Source organism: Microbacterium sp. B35-30, assembly GCF_010634855.1.
Classification (GTDB): domain Bacteria; phylum Actinomycetota; class Actinomycetes; order Actinomycetales; family Microbacteriaceae; genus Microbacterium.
The window spans coordinates 96,746-122,337 of the sequence record NZ_MWLQ01000003.1; the positions used below are offsets into that span (position 1 = coordinate 96,746).

The following is a 25,592-nucleotide window of genomic DNA, read 5'->3' on the forward strand; positions in this document are numbered from 1 at the left end:
TCGGCTCAGGCCGAGAGCTCGGTGCGCCCCTTGGCGCGACGAGCCGAAAGGATGCCGCGGCCCGCGCGCGTGCGCATGCGGGCACGGAAGCCGTGCTTCTTGGCACGACGACGGTTGTTGGGCTGGAAGGTGCGCTTGCTCATGGGAACTACTTCCGATCAGGTGTCACCGGGACGCTCGAGACCGGGGACGTGTGTACAGGGGCGACTGCCGCGAGGGCATAAGTCAACCGATTAAGGCTACGTCGTGTTGCCCGAGAACTCAAACCGAGCGCAGAACGTGTCATTATGCACCGGGGATGCATTCCACCCTGGCACCGACACGCAGGGCGGATCTACAGTGGAGTTTGCTCACGCGACGCCTCCTGACTAGCGTGGCTCCGGCAGTTATCCACAGGCCTGGACGGACGTTTCAGCGGCTTCCGGTGGAATCATCGACAACCCGGGGGGGCCATGACACCGCACGAAGTTCCAGACGTTCCGGTCTGGACGGCCGTACTGGACGAACTCGTGCGCGACGATCGCATCACCCCGCAGCTCCACGGCTTCATCAGCCTCGCGGTGCCGCAAGGCGTGATGGGGGGAACGCTGTACCTCGACGTTCCCAATGATCTGACCGCCGCGCAGTTCACCAAGCGCATGCGCGCGCCCATCCTCGAGGCGCTCACCCGCGTCGGGCAGGACGTCCAGGACCCGGCCTCGAACTTCCGTGTGGTCGTCAATCCGGACCTCGCCGACGCCCACTTGACCGCGCCGATCCAGATCCAGTCCACCGCGCCGGTCATTCAGACGTCCGCGCCGATCGCGCGCCCGCACGTCGACGAGCCTGCGGAGCCGGCATCCGTCTCCCGCAGCGATACCCGCCTCAACCCCAAGTACACGTTCGACAACTTCGTCATCGGCCAGTCCAACCGTTTCGCGCATGCCGCGGCGGTCGCGGTCGCCGAGGCGCCGGCCAAGGCGTACAACCCGCTGTTCATCTACGGCGATTCCGGGCTGGGCAAGACCCACCTTCTCCACGCGATCGGCGATTACGCACTGAGCCTGTACGCGGGCATCCGGGTGAGGTACGTGTCGAGCGAGGAGTTCACGAACGACTTCATCAACTCGATCGCCAACAACCGCGGCTCGGCCTTCCAGGCGCGGTACCGGGATGTCGACATCCTGCTGATCGACGACATCCAGTTCCTGCAGGGCCGCGCCGAGACGCAGGAGGCGTTCTTCCACACGTTCAACCAGCTGCACGATCACGACAAGCAGGTCGTGATCACGAGCGACGTGCCGCCCAAGCACCTCACCGGCTTCGAGGACCGCATGCGGAGCCGCTTCGAGTGGGGCCTCATCACCGACGTGCAGGCGCCCGACCTCGAGACGCGCATCGCGATCCTCCGCAAGAAGGCGCAGTCCGAGCGCCTCCACATCCCCGACGAGGTGATGGAGTACATCGCGACGGTGGTGTCATCGAACATCCGCGAGCTCGAGGGCGCGCTCATCCGCGTCTCGGCGTTCGCGAGTCTCAATCGCTCGACGCTCGACATGTCCCTGGCACAGACGGTGCTCCGCGACATCGTCGATCAGGACGACGCCAACGTCGTCTCGCCGACCGACATCATCACGGCGACGGCCGCCTACTTCAAGCTCACCGTCGACGACCTCTACGGGTCCAGCCGCTCGCAGCAGGTCGCGCAGGCCCGCCAGATCGCGATGTACCTGTGCCGCGAGCGCACGAGCCTGTCTCTGCCCAAGATCGGGCAGCTGTTCGGCAATCGCGACCACACGACCGTGATGTACGCGTATAAGAAGATCAGCGAGCTCATGAAGGAGCGCCGGTCGATCTACAACCAGGTGACCGAGATCACCGCTCAGCTCGGCCGCAACGGTCGCTGACGGACGACATACAGCCTGCGAAGGGCCCGCGCGTGAAGACGCGCGGGCCCTTCCGTGCATATGCCTCGAAAAGTTCTTGACACGTGCCGCGAGCAGGGCCATCATTTCGGTTCTGCACAGTGTGGAAAACCTGTGGATAACTCTCCAACCCTGCGGAAACTCCTGTGAACGAGCGGGGGAAGCCTGTGGATGGATTGCGGATGCCGGGGGCCGCGGCATCCGACTTCCCGACATCCCTCCGCAGCCGTTCCACAACTCACACTCTTGTGGTTTCCGTGTCCCGACTGGCGACGCCGGAGTTGTCCACAGTTTCCACAGTCGTTAACACCATGACAAGAAATCTCTTTGATGAACCCGTCCCATCACCTTTGCGGGGGAGAGTCCCTCACGGGACGGACCGGGCTGGCAATCCTCAGGGCTGGCACTAGCATGAGAACCCCGAGCCCGCAGTCGAAGGGCCCGCTGCAGAGGGAGCGTTCGTGAAGTTCCACGTCAACCGCGATGTGTTCAGCGAAGCCGTATCGTTCGTCGTCAAACTCCTGCCGCAGCGCAACCCGCAGCCGATCCTGGCGGGCGTGCTGATCGAGGCATCCGCCGAGGGCCTCTCGCTCGCCGCGTTCGACTACGAGGCGTCGGCGCGCACGACGATCGAGGCGACCGTCGATGACCCGGGCACGATCCTGGTCCACGGCCGGCTGCTCTCGGACATTGCGAGCCGTCTGCCGAACGCGCCCATTCAGATCGAGGTCGACGACGACGGCGGCATTCTGCTGACGTGCGGTTCGGCACGGTTCACCCTCTCGTCCATGCCGGTGCAGGAGTATCCGGCGATCCCCGAGGTCACCGGCGATTCGGGTCTCGTGCCCTCCGAGGATTTCGCCACCGCGATCGCCCAGGTGGCCTTCGCCGCGTCGCGCGACGACGTGACGCCTGTCCTCACGGGTGTGCAGCTCGAGGTGTCGGGAACCACCCTCAGCCTCGTGGCCACCGACCGCTACCGTGTGGCGCTGCGCGAGATCCCCTGGGACGGCGGCGGCACCGCGACCGATGAGTCGACCACGGCGCTCGTTCCAGCACGCACGCTCACCGAGGTCGGCAAGACGTTCGCGCACGGCGGCGACATCTCGATCGCGTTCTCGGGATCGGGCGACCGCGAGATCATCGCGTTCACCGCGGGCAACAAGACGGTGACGTCGCTGCTCATCAAGGGCAACTTCCCGCCCGTGCGGCGACTGTTCCCCGAGGCCACCGAGCACCACGCGGTCGTCAACACCGCCGAGCTCGCCGAGGCGGTGCGACGCGTGTCGCTCGTGCTCGACCGTTCCGCGCCGCTGCGGTTCACCTTCACCGCCGACAGCGTGTCGATGGATGCCTCGGGCACCGAGCAGGCGCGTGCCACCGAGTCCGTCGACGCCACGCTCCTGGGCGGCGACGATGTGACGCTCGGCCTGAACCCGCAGTACCTGCTCGAGTCCCTCGGTGCGGTCAAGAGCGAGTTCGTGCGCATCACGTTCACCTCGAGCGAGAACGCGAACAAGCTGAGCCCCGTGCTCATCACCCCGCAGACCTCGGTCGATCGGGCCGGCTCGGACTCGTTCCGCTACCTGCTGCAGCCGAACCTGCTCCTGCGCTGATCCGACTCGCTTCGACAGCCTCAGCCACCGCAAGCTCAATCGAGCCACCCGCACCGGTCGTTCAGCGAGCGAGGAACGAGCGAGACGAAACGTCGCACACTCGAACTAGGCTGACGCAGTGATCGTGGAGCACCTGAGTCTCGTCGACTTCCGCAACTATGCGGCCGCCGACGTCGAGCTCGGGCCCGGGCCGAACGTGTTCGTCGGCCGCAACGGTCAGGGCAAGACCAACCTCGCCGAAGCCATCGGGTTCTTGGCGACGCTGGGGTCGCATCGCGTCTCGAACGACGCGCCGATGGTCCGCGACGGGGCGGAGGCCGCGATCATCCGGGCACGGCTGGCGCACGGTGAACGCCGGGTGCAGCTCGAGGCGCAGGTCAACCGGCAGGGCTCGAACAAGGCCCGGGTCAACGGTGCGGCGGTGAAGCCGACCGAGCTGCCCCGCTACGCGCAGGTGGTGCTCTTCGCACCGGAGGATCTGCAGATCGTCCGCGGCGACCCGTCCGCCCGCCGACGTTTCGCCGATCAGCTGCTGGTGCAGCGGACGCCGCGCATGGCCGGTGTCATCTCCGACTACGACCGCGTGCTCAAGCAGCGCACCGCACTGCTGAAATCCGCGAAGGCGCGGGGGATCCGCGGCGACGCCCTCTCGACGCTGGACGTGTGGGACGACAAGCTGGTCTCGCTCGGCACGCAGCTCATCTCGGCGCGGCTCGCGCTCGCCACCGACCTGGCGACTCCGCTCGCTGCTGCGTACACCGCGATCGCCGGCGCCGACCACCGTCCCGAGATCGAGTGGGCGCTCTCGGTCGCGGGCGCGGTGACCGATGAGGACGGCGACGGCGGCTCAGCGCCGGCCTCCTCGCCCGATTCCCCCCCCGACTCGGCCGGCACGTCGGCGGAGCGCATCGCGGATCTCTTCCGTCAGGCTCTCGCCGCCAAGCGCACCTCCGAGCTCGAGCGCGGGCTCACCCTTGTCGGGCCGCACCGCGACGACCTGCTGCTGCGGATCCGCGGACTTCCGGTGAAGGGCTATGCGTCCCATGGCGAGTCGTGGTCGGTCGCGCTGTCGCTCCGTCTCGCGTCGGCAGAGCTGCTGCGGGCGGACTCGCGCCTCGGCGATCCGGTGCTCATCCTCGACGACGTGTTCGCCGAGCTCGACACCGACCGCCGCGCCCGGCTCGCGCAGCTCGCCGCCGGCTACGAGCAGGTCGTGGTGACCGCCGCGGTCGAAGGAGATGTGCCCGAGGCGCTGCGCGCGCGGATGGTGCGGGTGGAAGCGGGCCGCATCCTCGATCCGGGCGATGCGGAGCCGACGGATGCCTGACCCCTCGACAGGCGCAGGGACCGGGGCGGGTGCGGAGGGCGTGCCCGACCGGTCCGACATCCCTGAGACGATCGCGACGTACCTGCGGCTTCGCGGACTCGAGCCGTCCGGGCGGTCGTTCCGCAAGCGACGGCGTCGCACGGTGGATGACGAGAACATCCCTTTCGCGCCGGGTCGCGACCCCCGCGGGGTGGGCGACGTGATCGCCGACCTCACGCGGGAGGCAGGGTGGAACGGCCAGCTCGCCCGTGAGGACGTCGTCCGCGCCTGGGCGGAGGTCGCCGGCGAAGACACCGCGCGTCACACCCGTCCGGTCGCCTTCTCGGAGGGGTCGCTGACGGTCCAGGCGGACTCCACGGCGTGGGCGAAGCAGCTCCAGCTGATGCGCGCCCACATCCTCTCCGAGATCGTCCGCCGCTTCCCCGAGGCGAAGGTGGATGCGGTCCGCTTCATCGGGCCGGACGTCCCCTCCTGGAAATGGGGTCCTAGAACGATTCCAGGCCGCGGTCCGCGCGATACCTACGGATGAGTCACGTTCTGAGTCATCCGAGCAACTTTCATGCGCTCAGATGGGCGTAGAGCGCTGTGATCGGGCCGTTACCCGATAGACTGTCAGGGCACCCGTCGAAGCATTTGGAGCCCTCGCGAAGATGACGTCTGACACCCCCGATAACGTTTCCGAGGAACCCGAAACGCCCGAGAAGGCTCCCAACGCATACGGGGCAGACGACATCCAGGTCCTGGAAGGTCTCGAAGCGGTGCGCAAGCGCCCGGGCATGTACATCGGCTCGACCGGTGAGCGCGGCCTGCACCATCTGGTCTACGAGATCGTCGACAACTCCGTCGATGAGGCGCTGGCCGGGTACTGCGACACCATCAACGTCACGATCCTGCCCGACGGCGGCATCCGCTGCGTCGACAACGGCCGCGGCATCCCGGTCGGCATCCACCGCACCGAGGGCAGGTCGACCGTCGAGGTGGTTCTGACCGTGCTGCACGCCGGCGGCAAGTTCGGCGGCGGCGGTTATGCCGTCTCGGGCGGTCTGCACGGCGTCGGCTCGTCGGTCGTCAACGCGCTCTCGACGCGCCTCGAGGTCGAGGTCAAGCGCGAGGGCTACGTCTGGCGGCAGTCCTACCGCGACGGCGGGCAGCCGCAGGCGCCCCTGGCCAAGGGCCAGCCCACCGAAGAGACCGGCACGGTCATCGAGTTCTGGCCCGACGACACGATCTTCGAGTCGGTGCACTACGACTACGACACGCTGCGCACCCGGTTCCAGCAGACGGCCTTCCTCAACAAGGGGCTCCGCATCACGCTGTCGGACGAGCGCCCCGCCTCGGCGTACGTCACCGACGCCGAGGGCGGCGGGTCGGAAGAGCGCCAGCCGTACGACGACTTCTACTACGAGCGTGGTCTCGTCGACTACGTGGAGTACCTGAACAAGGTGCGTCACGCCGACGTCGTCAACGACGAGATCATCGAGATCGAGTCGGAAGACACCACGCGCCACATCTCGCTCGAGCTCGCGATGCAGTGGACCACGAGCTACACCGAGAACGTCTTCACCTTCGCGAACACCATCAACACGCACGAGGGCGGTACGCACGAAGAAGGCTTCCGTGCGGCGCTGACGACGCTCGTCAACAAGTACGCGCGCGACAAGAACCTCCTCAAGGAGAAGGACGACAACCTCACCGGCGACGACATCCGCGAGGGTCTCACCGCCGTCATCTCGGTGAAGCTGTCGGAGCCGCAGTTCGAGGGTCAGACCAAGACGAAGCTGGGCAACACCGAGGCCAAGTCGTTCGTGCAGAAGGTCGTCGGCGACCAGCTCGGCGACTGGCTCGAGCGCAACCCGGTGCAGGCCAAGCGCGTCATCACGAAGGCGATCGATGCGGCCAGCGCGCGCATGGCTGCACGCAAGGCGCGCGAGACCGCGCGTCGCAAGAGCGTCTTCGAGTCGGCGGCGATGCCCGACAAGCTGAAGGACTGCACCAGCAAGGATCCCTCGATCAGCGAGATCTTCCTCGTCGAGGGCGACTCGGCCGGCGGCTCCGCGGTCTCGGGGCGCGACCCGCACACGCAGGCGATCCTGGCCCTGCGCGGCAAGATCCTCAACGTCGAGCGCGCACGCCTCGACAAGGCCCTGGCCAACAAAGAGGTCCAGGCGATGATCCAGGCCTTCGGCACGGGCATCGGCGAGGACTTCGACATCGACAAGGCGCGCTATCACAAGATCGTGCTGATGGCGGATGCCGATGTCGACGGTCAGCACATCACCACGCTGCTGCTCACCATGCTGTTCCGCTACATGCGCGGGCTCATCGAGGCCGGCTTCGTGTACCTCGCGATGCCCCCGCTGTATCGCCTGAAGTGGACCAACGCTGCCCACGAGTACGTCTATTCCGACAAGGAGCGCGACGCGCTCCTTGAGGACGGGCTGGCCAACGGCAAGCGGATCCCCAAGGACTCCGGCATCCAGCGGTACAAGGGCCTCGGCGAGATGAACGCCAAGGAGCTGTGGGAGACCACGATGGATCACACCACCCGGACGCTGCGCCAGGTGACGATCGACGACGCCGCCGCCGCGGACGAGATCTTCTCGGTGCTGATGGGCGAAGACGTCGAGTCCCGCCGCACGTTCATCCAGCGCAACGCCAAGGATGTCCGCTTCCTCGACATCTGACCGGGCGTCGACCCGGTCGTTGAGCGAGCACAGACAGACGAAACGCAGAAGACGAAAGACGAGACATGGCTGAAGACGAACGCCCCGAGCCTGAGCACGATCACGGCCGCATCGACCAGGTCGACCTCCAGCTCGAGATGCAGCGCAGCTATCTCGACTATGCGATGGCCGTCATCATCGGCCGCGCGCTTCCGGATGTGCGCGACGGCCTGAAGCCGGTGCACCGCCGCGTGATCTACGGCATGTACGACGGCGGGTTCCGCCCCGACAAGTCGTTCTCGAAGTGCGCCCGCGTCGTCGGCGAGGTCATGGGTCAGTACCACCCGCACGGCGACACGGCGATCTACGACGCCCTGGTCCGCCTCGTGCAGCCGTGGTCGCTGCGGTACCCGCTGGCGCAGGGCCAGGGCAACTTCGGCTCGCCCGGCAACATGGGCGCAGCCGCCCCGCGGTACACCGAGACGAAGATGGCTCAGCTCGCGCTCGAGATGGTGCGCGACATCGAAGAAGAGACCGTCGACTTCCAGGACAACTACGACGGGCAGACGCAGGAGCCGTCGGTGCTCCCGGCGCGCTTCCCGAACCTGCTGGTGAACGGCTCCGTCGGCATCGCGGTCGGCATGGCGACCAACATCCCGCCCCACAACCTGCGCGAGGTCGCCGCGGGTGCGCTGTGGGCGCTCGAGCACCCGGACGCCTCGCGCGAGGAGCTGCTCGACGCGCTCATGGAGCGTATTCCGGGCCCCGACTTCCCGACCGGCGCGCAGATCCTCGGCACCAAGGGCATCCGCGAGGCGTACCGCACCGGGCGCGGCTCCATCACGATGCGCGCCGTGGTGTCGATCGAAGAGCTCCAGGGTCGCACCTGCCTCGTGATCACCGAGCTGCCGTACCAGGTGAACCCCGACAACCTCGCGGTGAAGATCGGCGACCTCGCGCGCGACGGCAAGATCACCGGCATCGCCGACATCCGCGACGAGACCTCCGACCGCACCGGTCAGCGCCTGGTGGTGGTCCTGAAACGGGATGCCGTCGCCAAGGTCGTGCTGAACAACCTGTACAAGCACACGCAGCTGCAGGAGAACTTCGGCGCGAACATGCTCGCGATCGTCGACAACGTGCCGCGCACGCTCGCGCTCGACGGCTTCATCGCGCTGTGGGTCGACCACCAGATCGACGTCATCGTCCGGCGCACCACCTATCGGCTGCGCAAGGCCGAGGAGCGCATGCACATCCTGCGCGGATACCTCAAGGCGCTCGACGCGCTCGACGAGGTCATCGCGCTCATCCGCCGGTCGCCCACCGTGCAGGAGGCGAACGAGGGCCTGCAGAAGCTCCTCGACATCGACGACGTGCAGGCCGAAGCGATCCTGCAGATGCAGCTGCGTCGCCTGGCCGCACTCGAACGACAGAAGATCATCGACGAGGCCACGGAACTCGAGCGCCAGATCGCCGACTACCAGGACATCCTCGCGAAGCCCGGGCGCCAGCGCACGATCATCCGCGACGAGCTGACGGCGATCGTGGACAAGTTCGGCGACGAGCGTCGCACGCACATCCTCCACGGCTTCGACGGCGACATGTCGATGGAAGACCTCATCCCCGAAGAGGAGATGGTGGTCTCGGTCACTCGCGACGGCTACATCAAGCGCACGCGCAGCGACAACTACCGCCAGCAGCACCGCGGCGGCAAGGGCGTCAAGGGTGCACAGCTGCGTGCGGACGACGTGGTCGAGCACTTCTTCGTCACGACGACCCACCACTGGCTGCTGTTCTTCACGAACAAGGGCCGCGTGTACCGGTCGAAGGCGTACGAGGTTCCGGAGGCGGGGCGCGACGCAAAGGGTCAGCACGTCGCGAACCTCCTGGCGCTCCAGCCCGACGAGGAGATCGCCCAGATCCTCGATATCCGGGACTACTCCGTCGCGACGTACCTGGTGCTCGCCACCCGCAACGGCCTCGTGAAGAAGACCCGCCTGACCGAGTACGACACCAACCGGCAGGGCGGGATCATCGCGATCAAGCTCCGCGGGCAGGTTCCCGAAGAGGGCGACGAGATCGAGGCCGCCGGCCCCGATGACGAGGTCGTCAGCGCCCTCCTGGTCGACGAGGGTGACGACATCCTGCTCATCAGCCGCCACGGCATGTCGCTGCGCTTCTCGGCCACCGATTCGGCGCTGCGTCCGATGGGCCGTTCGACGTCGGGGGTCAAGGGCATGGACTTCCGTGCCGGCGACAGCCTGCTCTCGGCATCGCTCGCGACCGACGAGGGCTACGTCTTCGTGGTGACAGAAGGCGGCTACGCGAAGCGCACCTCAGTGGACCAGTACCGAGTGCAGAACCGCGGCGGACTGGGCATCAAGGTGGCCAAACTGAGCGACGATCGCGGCGATCTGGCGGGCGGTCTGATCGTCTCCGAGGACGACGAGGTCTTGGTGGTTCTTGCCAGCGGCAAGGTGGTACGCTCTGCCGTGGCCGAGGTCCCCGCCAAGGGTCGAGACACGATGGGTGTCGTGTTCGCCCGCTCCGGCGGCGACGACCGCATCCTCGCGATCGCCCGCAACGGGGAACGCGGCCTCGCCGAAGAACCCGAGGACGCCGCTGACGCAGCCCCAGAGGCCGCGTCACCTGAGACCCCGTCATCAGTAGACACCGACGGGTCGGATGCCTCCCCCGAGACCCCCGAAGAGAGCACTGACGCATGAGCACGGTAGCCGACAAGCTCGCCAAGAAATCGAGTCACAAGACCAGCGCCAAGCAGGTGCGCCTGCGCCTGGTGTACGTGGACTTCTGGTCCGCGGTGAAGCTGTCCTTCCTGGCCGCGATCGCGATCGCGGTGGTGACGGTCGTCGCGTTCGTGATGGTGTACCTGGTGGTGTCGACCACCGGTCTCATCGGCAAGGCCGACGAGTTCTTCTCGAGCTTCACCGACGGCAGCATCCTGCTGTCGGACTTCGTGAGCTTCCCGCAGGTCCTGGCCTTCTCGGCCGTCGTGGCAATCCTCAACCTGGTGGTCGTCACGGTGCTCGGCGCCGTGATCGCGGGCATCTACAACCTCGCCGTCAAGGTGACCGGCGGGCTGCTCGTCGGCTTCACCTCGAACTGACGGAAACTCGACGGGCTCGATTCGTGAAATCGGGCTGCGTCGGGTAAAGTCTTGGAGGTTGCGGAACGCAGTTCCGCAGACATTCGGGGCTATAGCTCAGGCGGTTAGAGCGCTTCACTGATAATGAAGAGGTCCCAGGTTCAAGTCCTGGTAGCCCCACACCTTGCCCCGGGGCCTTAGCTCAGTTGGTAGAGCGCCTGCTTTGCAAGCAGGATGTCAGGAGTTCGAATCTCCTAGGCTCCACAACGTGAAGAGAGCCGGCTCCCGCGTGGGGCCGGCTTTCCTCGTTTCCCGAGAGTTCTCCCGTGGGTATGGTGAAGCATGGACCTGCGCGTCGCGGCCTACGCGGTGATCATCGACGAAGACGACCGCATGCTGCTCGCCCACTGGAACGAGGGACGGCGCTCCGCGTGGACGCTGCCCGGAGGCGGACTCGAAGAGGGCGAGGACCCCGAGCGGGCCGCACGCCGCGAGGTCAGGGAAGAGACCGGATACCGGGTGGCGATCGATGCGCTGCTGGGCATCCACTCCCGCGTGATCCCGCCCGGCAGGCGGCTGATTCCCGGCGCCGACCGTCCGCTGCATACCCTGCGCATCGTCTATCGCGCACACATCACCGGGGGACGACTGCGCAACGAGACGAACGGCACGACGGATCGCGCCGAGTGGTTCGCGCTCACAGAGGTGCGCGCGTTGCAGCGCGTGAAGCTGGTCGACATCGCCCTGGAGATGGCCGGACTCGAACTGCCGGTGCGCTGACCGGCGGAGCACGCCGTCAGTCGGTCGGCTGCGAGATGTCGGCGACCGTCGCACCGTAGGCGGCGACGAGGTCATCGGCGTCGACGAACATGCTGTAGCCGTGCGCACCCGCCCCCATCGCGATGCGCTGACCGACGATCTCGCTGTCGGCGTAGATCGGCCAGTCATGAGTGCTCCCGAGGGGCACGATCGTGCCGCGCTCGTATCCCGTCGCGGCCAGGGCGCGCGCCGGATCCGGCAATTGCAGCTTGTTGACCCCGACGACCGCGCGCAGTTTGGGCCATGAGATCGCCCGGTCACCAGGGATCAGCGCGAACAGGTAAGTGTCGTCGCTGCGTTTGACCACGAGGGTCTTCACGATGCCCGAGGCCGGGATGCCGAGGATCGCGGCGGCTTCGGGCAGGCTGTTCGCGGCCGGGCGCTCGCGGATCTCGATCGCCAGGCCGCGAGCGGAGGCCGCCGCGCGGACGCGGTCGACCCCCGTCAGTGTCTCGCCGGTCGTGGGCTCAGGCATCCGGGGCGCGCAGCGGGTCGTCGGCGACCCACAGCTCGTCGTCGGCGCGCAGCGTCTGCCACGCGGCGTAGAGCACGCCGACCGCGGCCGCCACACCCAGGATGATGGCGATCACGCCGCCGGCGCCGATCCCCTTCTTCTGGGGCTCGGCACGCTCGAGGCGAGCCGAGAGGTACCGGGTGGCCTCGCGGGCGTACTTGTCGGCCTTCTTGCTGTACGTCTTCTTGTCGGGCAGTGCGCGACCGCCGGCGAGGTGCGCGCGCGTGTCGTTCGCGGCATCCCACACCGACAGCGCGGAGCCGACCACGGCACCGGCTGCCGGGATGACCGTGCCGCTCACGACCTTCTTACCCTTGTCGACATAGGGTGCGGCGTACTTCTCGTAACCCGCCTGCACCTGCGGCTTGACCTGCTCCCGGCCGAAGTGTCCGAGCTGCCGACTGGCCTCCCGTGCGACGGACGCGGCCTCACCCACCAAAACCTGCTGGGTCTCCCACAGCTGATTGGCCTGCTTCTGAAGCTTCTCGAGTTCCTTCTTGCGCTTGCGGCTGACGCTCACGGTTGCCCTCCCTGTCGTGGGGATGTCGTCTCCCCATCTTGCCAGACCACCGCCGAGACGGGAGGGGTTGCAGCGAACTCTGAGACAATGTAGGAATGCCGCTTCACACCGCTGTCGCAACGATCCACACCAACTACGGCGACATCGTCGTCAACCTGTTCGGAGACCACGCCCCCCGCACCGTGCAGAACTTCGTCGGGCTCTCCGACGGTTCGCAGGCGTGGACGCACCCGGCGACCGGCAAGCCGGGCGAGGGCCCGCTGTACAAGGACGTCATCTTCCACCGCGTGATCTCGGGTTTCATGATCCAGGGCGGCGACCCGCTCGGCCAGGGCGTCGGCGGACCGGGCTACAACTTCAACGACGAGATCAACGGCGAACTCACCTTCACCGCGCCGTACAAGCTCGCCATGGCGAACGCGGGCCTCCGCCGCAACGCGATCACCGGCCAGCCCGAAGGCACCAACGGCTCGCAGTTCTTCATCACCGTCCCCGGCCAGGGCGGCCGCGGACCGGAGTGGCTGCAGGGCAAGCACTCGATCTTCGGCGAGGTCGCCGACGACGCCTCGAAGGCCGTCGTCGACACCATCGCCGAGGTGCCGACGGCCGCCGGCGACCGCCCGGTCGAGCCGGTCGTCATCGAGTCGATCGACATCGCCTCGGTCTGATCCTCCGGGTACTGGGCTTGCGGCGGCGATCGCCGCTGCAAGCCCGGATCCCCGCGGGTCTGCGTTCCGCGCCCGAGCTCACGAGTACCCGGGCCCACCAAACCTGAGTCCACGAAAACCCCTGAGCCCACAAACCCTGAGCCCACAAACAGAGACGGGCGCCGCGTGACCACCGACGACTTCCAGCGCAACCGCGAGAACTTCTGCTACCGGCATCCCGACCGGCAGAGCTTCGTGCTCTGCCAGCGCTGCCTGCGCACCATCTGCCCGGAGTGCCAGACGCCGGCCGCCGTCGGCGTCGTCTGCCCCGAGTGCCTGCGCGATCAGCAGAAGGCGCAGTCGCCCGCTCAGCGCAAGGCGGAGCGCCAGTGGTCGCGTCCGCGCGCGGTGTCGGCGTCGTCGGGGCGACCGATCGTCACGTACGCGCTCATCGGCATCACCGCCTTCGTGTACCTGCTGCAGCTCATCCCCGGGTTCGGTGACACCGTCACCGGTGCCTTGATGTTCACCCCGGCGTACCTCTACCCCGCCTGGTTCGGCGTCTTCGAGCCCTGGCGACTGATCACCGTGCTCTTCGTGCACGATTCCAACGGGATCTGGCACGTCGCGCTCAACATGCTGGCGCTGTGGATGCTCGGGCGCAGCCTCGAGCCACTCCTCGGACGCGGCAGATTCCTCACCCTCTATCTGCTGAGCGGTCTCGGCGGCTCGGTCGCCGTCGTCCTGCTGGGCTTCGACACCTTCGTCGTGGGAGCGTCCGGTGCGATCTACGGATTGTTCGGCGCGCTGCTGATCATCGGACGTCACATCGGTGCGAACATCACCGGCATCGCCGTGGTGCTGGGGATCAACCTCGTCATCACGTTCCTGCCGCTCTTGTACGGCGGCGGCGTGCGGGTGTCGTGGCAGGCGCACCTCGGCGGGCTGCTGACCGGCCTGCTGGTCGCGTTCATCTTCACGCGCACGCGCGCGGTGCGACAGCGCAGGCTGCAGATCGGCCTGCTCGTCGCGGTCGCCGCCGGGCTGGTGGCCCTGCTGTTCGTGCCGGCACTGTTCCCCGCCCTCGTCCTCGGGTAGACCTCTCCCCCGCTCGGGCCGGAGTTATCCACAGGCTCATCCACAGCCTGGGGAGAATGACAGCCGTGTAATTCACAGGTGTTAACAGACTTGTTAACAACTCCGGATGCCGCTCCCGCAGTGCCCCGCGCGCCGCGACTCCCGGCATCCGGGCACGGAAAAACCCCGGTCGTCATAGACCGGGGTTTCTCGTTCGCAGGGTTCGCTATCGCCAGCGCGTGGTCATGAGGAAGCCGATGAAGGCGATTCCGAAGCCGATCACCAGATTCCACGCCCCGATGTCGGGAATCGGGAACGCCATGCCGCTCAGATAGAAGACGAGGATCCAGACCAGGCCGATGAGCATCAGTCCGATCATGATCGGCTTGAACCACACCGGATTGGGTGCGGCTTCGCCTTCTGCGCGCTCGACGAGCGAGTCGTCGTCTTTGCCGGGTCGTGCCATGGTCAAGAGTCTAACTGCCAGCCGGCCCTCACCTGTGCTGTGGGAGAATCGGCCTGTGGATGAAGCCGTGTCCGACCTGGGGCGCGCCGCGCGCAGGGGACGAACGCCGCGCCGGCGCACGTCGGTCGTCGGCGTCATCGGCGAGGTGCTCATCACCGCCGGCGTCATCGTCCTCCTCTATGTGGTCTGGCAGCTCTGGGTCGGCGATCTGATCTACGGCGCCGAGCGCAACGCCGAGGGCACGGAGCTGTCGCAGGAGTGGGCCGAGCAGTTCGAGCAGGAGGCCCCGGTCGCGGCGCCGACCCCCGATGCCGCCGCACCGGCCGAGCCGGTCACGGCACCGCCGCCCCTGCTGTCCGAGCCGGCCGACGCGCAGGAGTTCGCGGTCATGCGCATCCCCCGCTTCGGCGACGACTACGCGGTGCCGATGGCGGGCGGCGTGACGCGTGCCCGCACGCTCGACACGATCGGGATCGGCCATTACCCGGGCACCAGCATGCCCGGCGAGCCGGGCAACTTCGCCCTTGCCGCCCACCGCACGACGTTCGGCGCTCCCTTCAACCGCATCGCAGAGCTGCACGTCGGCGACGCCATCGTGGTGGAGACGCAAGAGGGCTGGTACACGTATCGCTTCCGCACGCTGCAGTACGTCCGCCCGGACGAGGTCGAGGTGCTCCTGCCCGTCCCGCAGGCCATGGACGTCCCCGCGGGCACCGCGTACATCACGCTGACCAGCTGCAGCCCGAAGCTGTCGATGACGGAGCGCATCGTCGCCTACGGCGTGTTCGAGTCGTTCACTCCGCGATCCGCCGGACAGCTGCCGCCGTCCCTCCAGGCGGTGGCCTGATGTACGGGGCACTCTGGCGGGTACTGCCGGGACCCTGGTGGGTGCGGGTGCTCATTCTGCTCGTGCTCGTGGCGGCGCTGCTCTACGGGCTGCTGTTCTTCGCATTCCCGTGGGTGAGCCAGTTCGTGAACCCGCAGGAGGTCACGGTCACCCTTCCGGTCGCGCCGGCCGGTGCGCCGGTGTCGTGAGCGCGGGATCGTCGTCGTCGCGCATCCTCGTCGTCGACAACCATGACAGCTTCGTCCACACCCTGGTCGGGTACCTGCACGAGCTCGGCGCCGAGACCGACCTGGTGGAGGCCGACGCGATCTCCGACGCGGCGCAGGCCATCGAGGGTCGGCCGGGTGTGCTGGTCTCGCCGGGTCCGGGCACGCCGGGTGACGCCGGGGCGTCGATCGCCGTCGTCCGCGCCGCGGCGGCAGGCGGCATCCCCCTCCTGGGGGTGTGCCTCGGCCACCAAGCCATCGGCGAGGCGTTCGGTGCAACGGTCGACCACGCCACCGAGCTCATGCACGGCATGACCTCGCTCGTGCATCACGACGGGTCGCCGCTGTACAGCGGGCTGCCCGACCCGTTCACCGCGACGCGCTACCACTCGCTCGCGATCGTCCCCGAGACTCTTCCCGTCGAGCTCGTGGTGACCAGCCGCACGGCGAGCGGCGTCATCATGGGCGTCGCGCACCGCACCGCCCCGATCGTCGGCGTGCAGTTCCACCCGGAGAGCGTGCTGACCGAGGGCGGACATCGCCTGCTCGGCAACTGGCTCGCCTCGGTGGGATACACGGATGCCGCGGCCCGCGGCGCCACGCTGAGCCCGCGCCGCGATCCCTGAGCCCCCCGCCGCGACGCCTGATCCCTCTCGCCACGGCGGAGCTCCGCCCGCAGCGGGCTAGGACCCGGTGCAGTAGGTGAGCGTGATCTGCGAGTGCACCGGCACGTCGCCCGGGGTGAGGGACTGAGACTGCACGATCCGCGGATCGGCCCCTGGGCAGTTCGGGTCCTCCTGCGCGGTCACGATGAGTCCCACGTCCTCGAGCTCGCGGGTGGCGGCGTCCACGGTATAGCCACGCACGTCGTCGATCGCCACGCGGCCGGACGCCACGACGAGGTTCACCATGGTGCCGGCGGCGACGTTGGCGCCGTCGACCGGGTCGCTCGAGATCACGGTGCCGGCGGCGAGATCCTTGTCGTTCTGCGACGTCACGGTGCCGAGCTGCAGGCCGGCGCCGGTGATCGCCGAGGTCGCGAGATCCTGTCCGAGTCCCATCAGCGGCGGCACGGTCGACATCTGCTGCCCGGTGGAGACGTAGACGCTGATCTGCTGGTCGGCCTCCACCGACGTGCCCTCCCCCGGCTCGGTGCGGATGACATTGCCGGCGGCGACTTCGGCGTTCTCCTCGTCGACGCGGATCGCCCGGAGGTCGGCGTCGGCCAGGGTCTCGTTGGCCCGCTCGTAGGTCATGCCCGACACGTCGGGCACCTCGCGGACATTCGTGGGCAGGTCGTCACGCGGCTGGATGGAGAGCACCCAGAACAGCAGCGAGATGAGGAGCACCGCCAGCAATGCCACGCCCGCCCAGATCCACGCGACGGGCGGGCCGGCCTGGGTGCGCTTCATCGTGGTGTCGGTGCTGAGCTGGCGCAGCGACCGCGCGGTCTCGGCGGCCTGCCGAGGGTTGGGCCCGTACAGCTCGCTGGTGAGCGCGCCCACCTGCCGCTTCGACGGCTGGCGGCCGTCGACGGTCGCGTCGAGCGCCTCGCGGAAGCCCGCGGCATCCTGGTAGCGCTGGAACGGATCCTTGGCGAGGGCGCGCAGCGCCACTGTGTCGAGGGCCCGAGGCACCGTCTCGTTCACCTCGGACGGCGGCACCGGCGCCTCACTCACGTGCTGGTACGCCACCGCAACCGGCGAATCGCCGCGGAACGGCTGGCGGCCGGTGAGCAGCTCGTACAGCACGACGCCCGTCGAGTACACGTCGGCGCGGGCGTCCACGGGCTCGCCCTTCGCCTGCTCCGGCGAGAAGTACGCCGCCGTCCCGAGGATCTGCGTGGTCTCGGCCACGGTCGACGAACTGTCGGACACCGCGCGCGCGATGCCGAAGTCCATGACCTTGACCTGGCCGGCGTCGGTCACCATCACGTTGCCCGGCTTGATGTCGCGGTGCACGACGCCGGCGCGGTGCGAGTACTCGAGAGCCTCGAGGATGCCGTCGACGTAGCGGACGGCATCCGTGACCGGAACCGGGCCCGCCGAGACGATGTCCTTGAGCAGACGCCCCTGGACCAGCTCCATCACGATGAACGGGACGGGGCGCACCGTGCCGTCGGGCGCGGTGCGGGAGTCCTCGCCGGCGTCGTAGACCCGCACGATCGTCGGGTGCGCCATGCGCGAGGCGGCCTGCGCCTCGAGGCGGAACCGGGTGCGGAACGCGTTGTCGTCGGCCAGCTCCCGGTCGAGGATCTTGATCGCGACCTGGCGGCCGAGCGTCAGGTCGTATCCGCGGTAGACGCTCGCCATGCCGCCCCGGCCGATGGGCTCGTCGATGCGATAGCGCCCCGAAAGCACACGCGGCTCAGCTGTCACGGTCACTCCCTGCCTGGAACATCAGCCACCCTAGCCGAGGCCGAGCGGGTCACGCGTGTCGCGCGACCCGCTCGGCGCATTCACTCAGCTCGGCTCACGGGGTCGGCGTCGGCGACGGGTCGGGCGCCGGAGCAGCCTGGATGAGCACAGTGGCCTCACCCGACGTACCCGACGTGCGGTTGCCGGCGGTGCCACCGCTGCACGTCACGTTGTAGGTGACGATGACCGTCTGTCCTGCGGCATCGCCCGCCGTCACCTGCGCGGAGCGCGCGTTCTGCGGGAAGCTCGGGCCGTTCGCGATCGTGCCGTTCTGGACGGTGAAGGTGTAGGCGCTGACCGATCCCGTCCCCGAGGGGCAGGTGTAGCCGTCCCACATCACGGTGAGCGCCCCGCCGGGGGCGACTGAGGCAGGTGAGCCCTGGAAAGTCGGGCTGTTGGGCGCCGGCATCGGCACCTGGCCGGCATACGTCGTCAGCTCGATGACGGTGCCCTTCTGGACGTTCCCCGTGGGGCTCACGTCGTACACCCTGCCCTGGCTGGCCTCGTCCGGCGCGGCGTTGCCCTCGGTGCAGCTGGCGCCGAGACCGAGCGCGTCGAGCGCCGCGGATGCTGTCGCGCAGTCCTGCCCCACATAGTCCGCAGCGACCACGTTCGCCGTGGTGGGCGTCGGAGTCGGCGTGTCGGACGGGGTCACCGACGGCGCAGTCGTGGTCGTGCTCGTCCTGGGGCCCGGCTCGTCCCGGTTCGCGGCGAACACCGCCCAGATCGTGCCGATCAGCACGAGCAGCAGCAGGGCGATGAGGGCGATCAAGGGCCAGGTCCACGGGCTGCGCTTCTTCTTCTCGCCCTCCCCTTCGGCGCCCTCTTCACCAGGTGCCGGCATGATCTGCGTCGCGTCGGACGTGTCGGAGCCCGACGTGAGAAGCTGCGTCGCCGCATCGGCTGCGACGATGCCGGCGATCGCCGGGACGGCGGCGGCGGCCGCAGCCACATCGCCGCGGCGCAGCGCCGTGGCGGCGCGTGCGACGGCGGCAGCCGAAGCCGGGCGCTCGTCGGGCTTCTTCGCGATCATCGCCATCACGAGGTTCTGCACCGGCGTGGCGACCGTGGCGGGCAGCGGCGCGGGCTGCTCGTTGATCTGCGCCATCGCGATCGCGACCTGCGACTCGCCCGTGAACGGGCGCTTGCCCGCGAGGGATTCGTAGGCCACGATCCCGAGCGAGTAGATGTCGGTGGCGGGGGATGCCGGGTGCCCCGAGGCCTGCTCGGGCGACAGGTACTGCACGGTGCCCATCACCTGACCGGTGGCGGTCAGCGGGACCTGGTCGGCGATGCGTGCGATGCCGAAGTCGGTGATCTTCACTCGACCGTCGGGGGTGATGAGCAGGTTGCCCGGCTTGATGTCGCGGTGCACGAGGCCGGCCGCGTGGGCGGCCTGCAGTGCCGCCGACGTCTGCGCGACGATGTCGAGCGTCTTGTCGGTCGAGAGAGAGGTGTCGCGCTCGAGGATCGTCGAAAGCGCCTCACCGGGCACGAGCTCCATGACGAGGAAGGCGCTGCCGGCCTCCTCGCCGTAGTCGAACACGCTCGCTATGCCCTCGTGGTTCACGAGCGCCGCGTGGCGGGCCTCTGCACGGAAGCGCTCCAGGAACCCCGGATCTCCCATGTACTCGTCTTTGAGGATCTTGATGGCGACGGTCCGTCCGATGACGTGGTCGGTCGCTTCCCAGACCTCGCCCATGCCGCCGATCGCTATGCGCGAATCGAGTTCGTATCGGCCGCCGAAGGTCACGCCCTGCGTCGGTCTCATTTGCCCAGCACCGCCTCCATGACCTTCTTCGCGATAGGAGCGGCGATGGTGTTGCCGCTTCCCGATTGTCCTTGCCTGCCGCCGTCCTCCACGACCACTGCGACCGCGACTTCGGGATTCTGGGCCGGGGCGAACCCTGTGAACCAGAGGGTATACGGCTCGTCCCCGGTGTTCTCCGCGGTACCGGTCTTCCCGGCCACGTCGACCCCGTCTATTCTTGCACCCGACGCAGCACCGTCACTGACATTGGCCACCATCATCGTGACCAGCTCGTCTGCGAGGCTGCCGTCGAGCGCACGCCCGAACTCACTGTCGTCGAAGGTCTTCTGAACCGACAGGTCCGGGCCGATCACACGGTCCACCATTCGGGGGTTCATGACCATCCCGCCGTTCGCGATGCCGGCCGACACCATCGCCATCTGCAGCGGCGTCGCCGTCACCTGGCCCTGGCCGAATCCGCTCAGCGCGGTCTGGGCGTCATCCTGGATCGTCCGCGGGTAGCCCGAGGGCGTCGACAGGAGCGGGATCTCGACCGACTGGTTGAATCCGTACTTCTCCGCCTCTTCGCGGATCGCGGTGTCGCCGAGCTCCACCGCGAGTTCGGCGAAGGGGATGTTGCAGCTCAGCCGCAGCGCGTCCGCGAGGGTCACCGTGTCGCCGCCGCCGCACGTGCCGCCGCTGGCGTTGTGGACGATGCTGCTGGACTGCGGCAGCTGGTAGGTCGCGGGGTTCGGCAGCGTCGACTCGGGCGTGTAGTCGCCCGACGCGAGCGCGGCCGAGGCGACCACGAGCTTGAACGTCGAGCCGGGCGGGTTCAGATCCCCGGCGATGGCACGGTTCGACAGCGGCTTGCCGGGATCGGCCACGAGGGCGTCGTACGCCGCATTCACCCCGTCGGTCGCGTGCGACGCGAGCACGTTGGTGTCGAAGCTCGGGCTGGTGACCATCGCGAGGACGCGGCCTGTGGCCGGCTCGATCGCGATGATTCCGCCCTGCAGGTCGCCGAGCGCCTCGTAGGCGGCGCGCTGCACGTCGGCGTCCAGCGACAGCACCACGTTGGAGCCCCGTGGCGGCTGTCCGGTGAAGATCCGCTCGACGCGCGAGAAGAACTGCGATCCCGCCGTGCCGCTGAGCTCCTGGTTCATCGCCTGCTCGATGCCGGTCACGGAACCGGGGCCGAGTGCGGGGTTGATGTAGCCCGTCACGGGCGCCCACATGTCGGCATCCGTGTACACCCGCTGCCAGCTGTAGACGTCGTCCGACGGCACCGACGACGCGATGGCAGAGCCGCTCGCGATGATCGAGCCGCGCTGCACCTCGAACGAGTCGTACAGCGCCCGGCGGTTGGCGGAGTTGGCCGCGAGCTGATCGGTCTGGATGACCTGGATCCAGCTCGTCGACCCGAACAGCGCGAGGAACATGACCAGCATCAGGATGCTGAGCCGCCGCAGTTCCTTCGTCATCAGCCGATCACCACCCTGGGCCGGCTGCGGACGGCGTCCGAGATCCGCAGCAGCAGCGCCACGATGATCCAGTTCGCCACGAGCGACGAACCGCCCGCCGCGAGGAACGGCGTCGTGAGGCCGGTGAGGGGGATCAGGCGGGTGACGCCGCCGACCATGATGAACACCTGCAGCGCGATCGTGAACGACAGGCCGGTGGCGAGCAGCTTGCCGAAGTCGTCCTGTCCGGCCAGGCCGATGCGGATGCCGCGGCTCGTGAAGACCATGTACAGGCAGAGGATGGCGAACACGCCGATGAGGCCGAGCTCCTCGCCGAGGGCCGGCAGGATGTAGTCGCTCTCCGCGACCGGCGTCAGGTACGGCCGCCCCTGCCCGAGCCCGGTGCCCAGCAGGCCGCCGCTGGCCATGCCGAAGATGCCGTTGACGAGCTGGAAGCTGGAGTTGTCCATCAGCGCGGGGTTGAAGGCATCCAGCCAGTTGGTGAACCGCGCGCCCACGTACGGGAGGATCCGGGACGCGAGGAACGCACCCGACACCGCGAGCACCACGCCGATGAGCACCCAGCTGGTCTTGCCCGTCGCGACGTAGAGCATGGCGACGAACATGCCGAAGATGAGCACGCCGGTGCCGAGGTCGCGCTGCAGCACGATGATGCCGAGCGAGATGAGCCAGATGACCAGCAGCGGGCCCAGCTCGCGTGCGCGCGGCCACGTCATGCCGAGGAACCGGGTGCCGGTCGACGTGAGGCTTTCGCGGGTGCGCACGAGGTAACCGGCGAAGAAGATGGCGAGGGCGATCTTGGCGAGCTCGCCCGGCTGGAACGTGAAGATGCCGAGGTCGACCCACACGTCGGCGTTGCCGCCGCCGCTCAGCCCGGGGATCACCGGAAGCACCAGGAGCACGATGCCGACGAACCCGAAGATGTACGTGTAGCGGAACAGCACGCGGTAGTTGTGCAGGAACATCACCACGAGGATCGCCGCGATCAGGGCGATCGCCGCCCACGCGAGCTGCCGCGTCGAGTACGCCTCCCACCCGTGGCGCTCCCACTGGAGGTCGAGCCGGTAGATCATGGCGAGGCCCAGCCCCGTGAGGAGCGTCGCGATGGGCACGACGAACGGATCGGCCGCGCGGGCGCGCAGGCGCAGCAGGATGTGCAGCGCGATCACGAGGGCGGTGAGGCCGCCGCAGTACACCAGGAAGGTCCAGTCGATGGCACCGAGCGCGCCGAGCTGGACGAGCGCGATCGCCGAGCCGTTGATCGCGAACGCGAAGACCAGCAGGGCCAGCTCGCGGTTGCGCTGCGTCTGCGGCACGCGGATGCGGCGCAGCGCCCGCACCACCGCGGTGTCGGTCGAGACGGCGTCCGTCGGCGTGCTCGTGGAGGCGCTCATCCGCCTCCTCCCGACAGGTCGCTGATTCCGGACACGATCTGGCGCGCGTGAGAGAGCGAGTTCGCCGAGATCGTCCCCTCCACGGTCGCACGGGCGAAGTCCGACAGCGAATCGAGGGGGATCTCGGTGTCCTCGTACGGCGTCGACAGCGAGATCGGCCCGATGTTCTGCTGCACGCCCTGATAGATCACGACGGTGTCCTCATCCGCGCCCACGTAGTAGCGCGTCTGCGTCCACTGGTAGCCGAGCCAGGCGGCGCCGGCGAGGATGACGAGCACGAGAGCCAGCCCGACGATCCATCCGATCCGGCGGCGGCGCGCACGTCGGCGGTCTTCCTCGATGAGCTCCTCGAGGAACTCCGCGGCGGGCTCGAAGTGCGTGGGCTCGTTCGCCGCCTGCCGGTTGGGGTGCAGCCAGCTGGTGCGTCCGGGACGCGCCGCGGGCACCTCGACGCCGGTCGGGTTGGAGGCGGACCCCACGATCGTGGGCGTGCCGGAGAAGAGCGGATGCTGCCCGCCGACGTCGACGATGACGATCGTGACGTTGTCGGGGGCGCCGCCGTCGAGGGCCTGCTTCAGGAGGCTGTCGGCGGTGCGGCCGGGGGCGAGCCCGAGACCCATCGCCTTGGCGGTGTGCGGGTCGTCGACGACGCCCGAGAGCCCGTCCGAGCACAGCAGCCACCGGTCGCCCGGCTGCGTCGGCATGATGAATGTGTCGAGCTCTGGATCGGTGTCCATGTCGCCGAGCACGCGCATCAGCACGGAGCGCCGCGGGTGGTACCGGGCCTCTTCGGGCGTGATGCGGCCCGAGTCGACGAGGCGCTGCACGAACGTGTGGTCGGTGGTGATCTGCGTGAGGGCGCCGTCGCGGTACAGGTAGATGCGCGAGTCGCCGATGTGGGCGATGACGGCGTAGTCGTCGACCATGATCAGCGCGCTGACGGTCGTGCCCATGCCGGCGAGCTCGGGACGGAGGTTGACCGTGTCGGCGAGGTCGACCGCGGCATCCGATATCGCGTCGCCCAGCGCCCGCTCGGCATCGGACGTCGAGTCGTAGGGGCGGTCGAGCGCCTGCAGGCGCGTGATGGCGATGCTCGAGGCGACGTCACCGCCGGCGTGGCCGCCCATCCCGTCGGCGACGACGAACAGGTTCGAGCCGGCGTAGCCCGAGTCCTGGTTGTTGGAGCGCACCTTGCCGGTGTGCGAGATGGCGGCGCTCGAGCCCTGAAAGACCATATGCGAGGGGTCCGCCCGCTACTTCCGCAGCTCGAACGTCGTCGCGCCGACCTTGATCGGTGCGCCGATGTTCACGGGGACGGGAGCGGTGACGCGGGCGCCGTCGTGCCAGGTGCCGTTCGTCGAGTCGAGGTCCTGGATCATCCACTGGTCGCCCCACAGCACCAGGCGGGCGTGGTGGCTCGAGGTGTAGTCGTCGCGGATGACGAGCCCCGACTCGCTCGAGCGCCCGATCGTGAGCGGCTCGTTGCCGAGGGGGAGCTCGAGTCCCGTCTTCGGGCCGCTCGTGATGACGATGCGCGACACGGCCGCGGTGGTCGCGGGCCCGCCCGGCTGTGCGGGCGCCGCCGAGCCCGAGGCGGCGGGCCCTGTCAACGAGGCGCCGGCAGCGCCTCCCCCGGTCGCAGAGCCTGTCGAAGCGGCCGCGACTGCGGCATCCGGCATCCGGCGCACCTTCACGCCGAACAGGTCGGCACGCAGCGAATACACGACGGCGAAGACGAACGCCCACAGCAGGACCAGGAATCCGATGCGCAGCAGCAGCAGGGTGAGCTCGCTCATGCCAGCGGCCCCCTCTCCTGCGCGTCGTAGGCGTCGAAGGCCCGTGTGGCGTCGTCGACGGGTGCCGGGGGGCGGGGCGTCGAGGCCTGCGCGACGACCCGGAACACGATGTCGGTGCGGCCGATGCGGACGGTCGAATCCGGCGGCAGCGCGGCCTCTCCGACCTTGCGGCCGTCGAGCAGCGTGCCGTTCGTCGAGCCCAGATCGCGGACCATGGCGCGCTCGCCGTCCCACAGGATCTCGACGTGCTTGCGGCTGGTGCCCGAGTCGGCGACGGTGATGTCGGCGTCGCTGCCGCGGCCGATGACCGTGCGTGATTTGGTGAGCGGGATGCGGCGGCCCTCGACATCCACCACACCGCGCCAGGCGACCCGCCCGCCCTGCGCCGTCGAGGACTCGACCCGCAGCGTGCCGGTGGAGAGGTCGTCGTCGCGTCGCAGCGAGATCGTCACCGGACCGGCGAACGAGTAGCCCTGGGCCTTCGCATGCGCGTGCACGAGCGTGTCGAGCTCGTGCGTGAGCGCGTCGCCGAGCGCCGAGATGCGGTCGTCGTCGGCAGGCGACAGCCGGACGGTGAACGTGTTGGGTGCGAGGATGCGGTCGCGGCTGACCACAGCCGCCTTCTTGTCGAGCTCGCTGCGCAGGGCGGACGCGATCTCGACAGGCTGGATGCCGCTGCGGAAGGTCTTCGCGAACGCGCTGTTCACAGCGCGTTCGAGACCTTTCTCGAAGCTGTCAAGTAGTCCCACGGAGCTCCTCTGGAGGGGGATGCCGGTTGCTACATGCTAATTGCACAGCCTGTGCCGGCGATGGACCACGCTCGCGACCGGGCCGAGTTAGAAGCAGGCCGCGACGCATGATATCCTCGGCAAGTTGAGTTTCGCGGGATCTTCGGATGCCGTGGCTCGCGCGAGTGGCGGAATAGGCAGACGCGCTGGCTTCAGGTGCCAGTGCCCGAAAGGGCGTGGGGGTTCAACTCCCCCCTCGCGCACACAGCGCAAGAAGGGCTCCCCGGAAGGGGAGCCCTTCTCCGTATCCC

General features: G+C 68.4%; 24 protein-coding genes and 3 tRNA genes. 16 read left to right on the top strand and 11 right to left on the bottom strand.

Annotation, left to right across the window (positions count from 1 at the left end; all coding sequences use genetic code 11):
* Positions 1 to 5 precede the first annotated feature (5 nt).
* Positions 6 to 143, bottom strand: a complete 138-nt coding sequence (gene rpmH, locus B2K11_RS01855) for a 50S ribosomal protein L34 (RefSeq protein ID WP_055952712.1) — start codon at positions 141 to 143, stop codon at positions 6 to 8.
* Positions 144 to 452: 309 nt separating this feature from the next.
* Between rpmH and dnaA the strand changes: the two genes are divergently transcribed.
* The 10 genes from dnaA (at position 453) to B2K11_RS01905 (ending at position 11,396) form a co-directional block, all read left to right on the top strand.
* Complete coding sequence (gene dnaA / locus B2K11_RS01860; protein WP_163616275.1) at positions 453 to 1,886, top strand: chromosomal replication initiator protein DnaA; 1,434 nt, start codon at positions 453 to 455, stop codon at positions 1,884 to 1,886.
* A 479-nt stretch (positions 1,887 to 2,365) separates the two neighbouring features.
* Positions 2,366 to 3,520 carry a DNA polymerase III subunit beta gene (gene dnaN, locus B2K11_RS01865; RefSeq protein ID WP_163616277.1) on the top strand — a complete coding sequence of 385 codons (1,155 nt, stop codon included), beginning with the start codon at positions 2,366 to 2,368 and terminating at the stop codon, positions 3,518 to 3,520.
* A gap of 118 nt (positions 3,521 to 3,638) precedes the next feature.
* A complete protein-coding gene (gene recF, locus B2K11_RS01870) occupies positions 3,639 to 4,847 on the top strand; it encodes a DNA replication/repair protein RecF (protein ID WP_163616279.1) in 1,209 nt (402 codons plus the stop codon).
* Complete coding sequence (locus B2K11_RS01875; RefSeq protein WP_163616281.1) at positions 4,840 to 5,376, top strand: DciA family protein; 537 nt, start codon at positions 4,840 to 4,842, stop codon at positions 5,374 to 5,376. Before recF ends, B2K11_RS01875 begins: the two co-directional genes overlap by 8 nt.
* A 121-nt stretch (positions 5,377 to 5,497) precedes the next feature.
* The gene (gene gyrB / locus B2K11_RS01880) at positions 5,498 to 7,531 is read left to right on the top strand and encodes a DNA topoisomerase (ATP-hydrolyzing) subunit B (RefSeq protein ID WP_163616282.1); all 2,034 of its coding nucleotides are present in this window, start codon (positions 5,498 to 5,500) and stop codon (positions 7,529 to 7,531) included.
* Positions 7,532 to 7,596: 65 nt separating this feature from the next.
* Entirely contained in the window at positions 7,597 to 10,236 is a 2,640-nt protein-coding gene (gene gyrA / locus B2K11_RS01885) for a DNA gyrase subunit A (RefSeq protein WP_163616284.1), read from the top strand.
* A complete protein-coding gene (locus tag B2K11_RS01890) occupies positions 10,233 to 10,637 on the top strand; it encodes a DUF3566 domain-containing protein (RefSeq protein ID WP_163616286.1) in 405 nt (134 codons plus the stop codon). Before gyrA ends, B2K11_RS01890 begins: the two co-directional genes overlap by 4 nt.
* 85 nt (positions 10,638 to 10,722) lie before the next feature.
* A tRNA-Ile gene (locus B2K11_RS01895) sits at positions 10,723 to 10,796 on the top strand.
* An 11-nt stretch (positions 10,797 to 10,807) separates the two neighbouring features.
* A tRNA-Ala gene (locus B2K11_RS01900) sits at positions 10,808 to 10,880 on the top strand.
* 78 nt (positions 10,881 to 10,958) lie between these two features.
* Positions 10,959 to 11,396 carry an NUDIX hydrolase gene (locus B2K11_RS01905; protein ID WP_163616288.1) on the top strand — a complete coding sequence of 146 codons (438 nt, stop codon included), beginning with the start codon at positions 10,959 to 10,961 and terminating at the stop codon, positions 11,394 to 11,396.
* Positions 11,397 to 11,412: 16 nt separating this feature from the next.
* On the opposite strand, the gene B2K11_RS01910 is transcribed toward B2K11_RS01905, so the two are convergent.
* The gene (locus B2K11_RS01910; RefSeq protein WP_163616290.1) at positions 11,413 to 11,910 is read right to left on the bottom strand and encodes a YbaK/EbsC family protein; all 498 of its coding nucleotides are present in this window, start codon (positions 11,908 to 11,910) and stop codon (positions 11,413 to 11,415) included.
* Positions 11,903 to 12,469, bottom strand: a complete 567-nt coding sequence (locus B2K11_RS01915; RefSeq protein ID WP_163616292.1) for a DNA helicase — start codon at positions 12,467 to 12,469, stop codon at positions 11,903 to 11,905. The genes B2K11_RS01910 and B2K11_RS01915 overlap by 8 nt, the downstream gene beginning before the upstream one ends.
* Before the next feature lie 95 nt (positions 12,470 to 12,564).
* Here B2K11_RS01915 and B2K11_RS01920 point away from each other — a divergent pair, with 95 nt between their 5' ends.
* Positions 12,565 to 13,137, top strand: a complete 573-nt coding sequence (locus tag B2K11_RS01920) for a peptidylprolyl isomerase (RefSeq protein ID WP_163616294.1) — start codon at positions 12,565 to 12,567, stop codon at positions 13,135 to 13,137.
* A 165-nt stretch (positions 13,138 to 13,302) separates the two neighbouring features.
* Positions 13,303 to 14,214, top strand: coding sequence for a rhomboid family intramembrane serine protease (locus tag B2K11_RS01925; RefSeq protein WP_163616296.1), 912 nt, complete (start codon positions 13,303 to 13,305; stop codon positions 14,212 to 14,214).
* 205 nt (positions 14,215 to 14,419) lie between these two features.
* Here B2K11_RS01925 and B2K11_RS01930 read toward each other — a convergent pair whose 3' ends face one another.
* Positions 14,420 to 14,659 (bottom strand): cell division protein CrgA, encoded by a 240-nt coding sequence (locus B2K11_RS01930; RefSeq protein WP_045301992.1) that lies wholly within the window; start codon positions 14,657 to 14,659, stop codon positions 14,420 to 14,422.
* Between the two features lie 55 nt (positions 14,660 to 14,714).
* Between B2K11_RS01930 and B2K11_RS01935 the strand changes: the two genes are divergently transcribed.
* The 3 genes from B2K11_RS01935 to B2K11_RS01945 are packed head-to-tail and all read left to right on the top strand — an operon-like array spanning position 14,715 to position 16,338.
* Positions 14,715 to 15,506 carry a class E sortase gene (locus B2K11_RS01935; RefSeq protein WP_239525591.1) on the top strand — a complete coding sequence of 264 codons (792 nt, stop codon included), beginning with the start codon at positions 14,715 to 14,717 and terminating at the stop codon, positions 15,504 to 15,506.
* Entirely contained in the window at positions 15,506 to 15,694 is a 189-nt protein-coding gene (locus B2K11_RS01940) for a hypothetical protein (protein ID WP_163616299.1), read from the top strand. Before B2K11_RS01935 ends, B2K11_RS01940 begins: the two co-directional genes overlap by 1 nt.
* Positions 15,691 to 16,338, top strand: coding sequence for a gamma-glutamyl-gamma-aminobutyrate hydrolase family protein (locus tag B2K11_RS01945; protein WP_163616301.1), 648 nt, complete (start codon positions 15,691 to 15,693; stop codon positions 16,336 to 16,338). Before B2K11_RS01940 ends, B2K11_RS01945 begins: the two co-directional genes overlap by 4 nt.
* A gap of 57 nt (positions 16,339 to 16,395) precedes the next feature.
* Here B2K11_RS01945 and pknB read toward each other — a convergent pair whose 3' ends face one another.
* The 7 genes from pknB to B2K11_RS01980 all read right to left on the bottom strand — a co-directional run bounded on the left by pknB (position 16,396) and on the right by B2K11_RS01980 (position 25,302).
* Positions 16,396 to 18,090 (bottom strand): Stk1 family PASTA domain-containing Ser/Thr kinase, encoded by a 1,695-nt coding sequence (gene pknB, locus B2K11_RS01950; protein WP_163616303.1) that lies wholly within the window; start codon positions 18,088 to 18,090, stop codon positions 16,396 to 16,398.
* 94 nt (positions 18,091 to 18,184) lie between these two features.
* Complete coding sequence (locus B2K11_RS01955) at positions 18,185 to 19,900, bottom strand: serine/threonine-protein kinase (RefSeq protein ID WP_163616305.1); 1,716 nt, start codon at positions 19,898 to 19,900, stop codon at positions 18,185 to 18,187.
* Complete coding sequence (locus tag B2K11_RS01960) at positions 19,897 to 21,363, bottom strand: penicillin-binding transpeptidase domain-containing protein (protein WP_163616307.1); 1,467 nt, start codon at positions 21,361 to 21,363, stop codon at positions 19,897 to 19,899. The genes B2K11_RS01955 and B2K11_RS01960 overlap by 4 nt, the downstream gene beginning before the upstream one ends.
* A complete protein-coding gene (locus B2K11_RS01965) occupies positions 21,363 to 22,757 on the bottom strand; it encodes an FtsW/RodA/SpoVE family cell cycle protein (RefSeq protein WP_163616309.1) in 1,395 nt (464 codons plus the stop codon). Before B2K11_RS01965 ends, B2K11_RS01960 begins: the two co-directional genes overlap by 1 nt.
* Positions 22,754 to 23,992 (bottom strand): PP2C family serine/threonine-protein phosphatase, encoded by a 1,239-nt coding sequence (locus tag B2K11_RS01970; RefSeq protein WP_163616311.1) that lies wholly within the window; start codon positions 23,990 to 23,992, stop codon positions 22,754 to 22,756. Before B2K11_RS01970 ends, B2K11_RS01965 begins: the two co-directional genes overlap by 4 nt.
* Before the next feature lie 18 nt (positions 23,993 to 24,010).
* On the bottom strand, positions 24,011 to 24,553 hold the full coding sequence (locus B2K11_RS01975) for an FHA domain-containing protein (protein WP_163616313.1): 543 nt from the start codon (positions 24,551 to 24,553) through the stop codon (positions 24,011 to 24,013).
* Positions 24,550 to 25,302 (bottom strand): DUF3662 and FHA domain-containing protein, encoded by a 753-nt coding sequence (locus tag B2K11_RS01980; protein ID WP_163616315.1) that lies wholly within the window; start codon positions 25,300 to 25,302, stop codon positions 24,550 to 24,552. The genes B2K11_RS01975 and B2K11_RS01980 overlap by 4 nt, the downstream gene beginning before the upstream one ends.
* A gap of 158 nt (positions 25,303 to 25,460) precedes the next feature.
* Here B2K11_RS01980 and B2K11_RS01985 point away from each other — a divergent pair.
* Positions 25,461 to 25,544: transfer RNA gene (locus B2K11_RS01985), tRNA-Leu, on the top strand.
* Positions 25,545 to 25,592 lie beyond the last annotated feature (48 nt).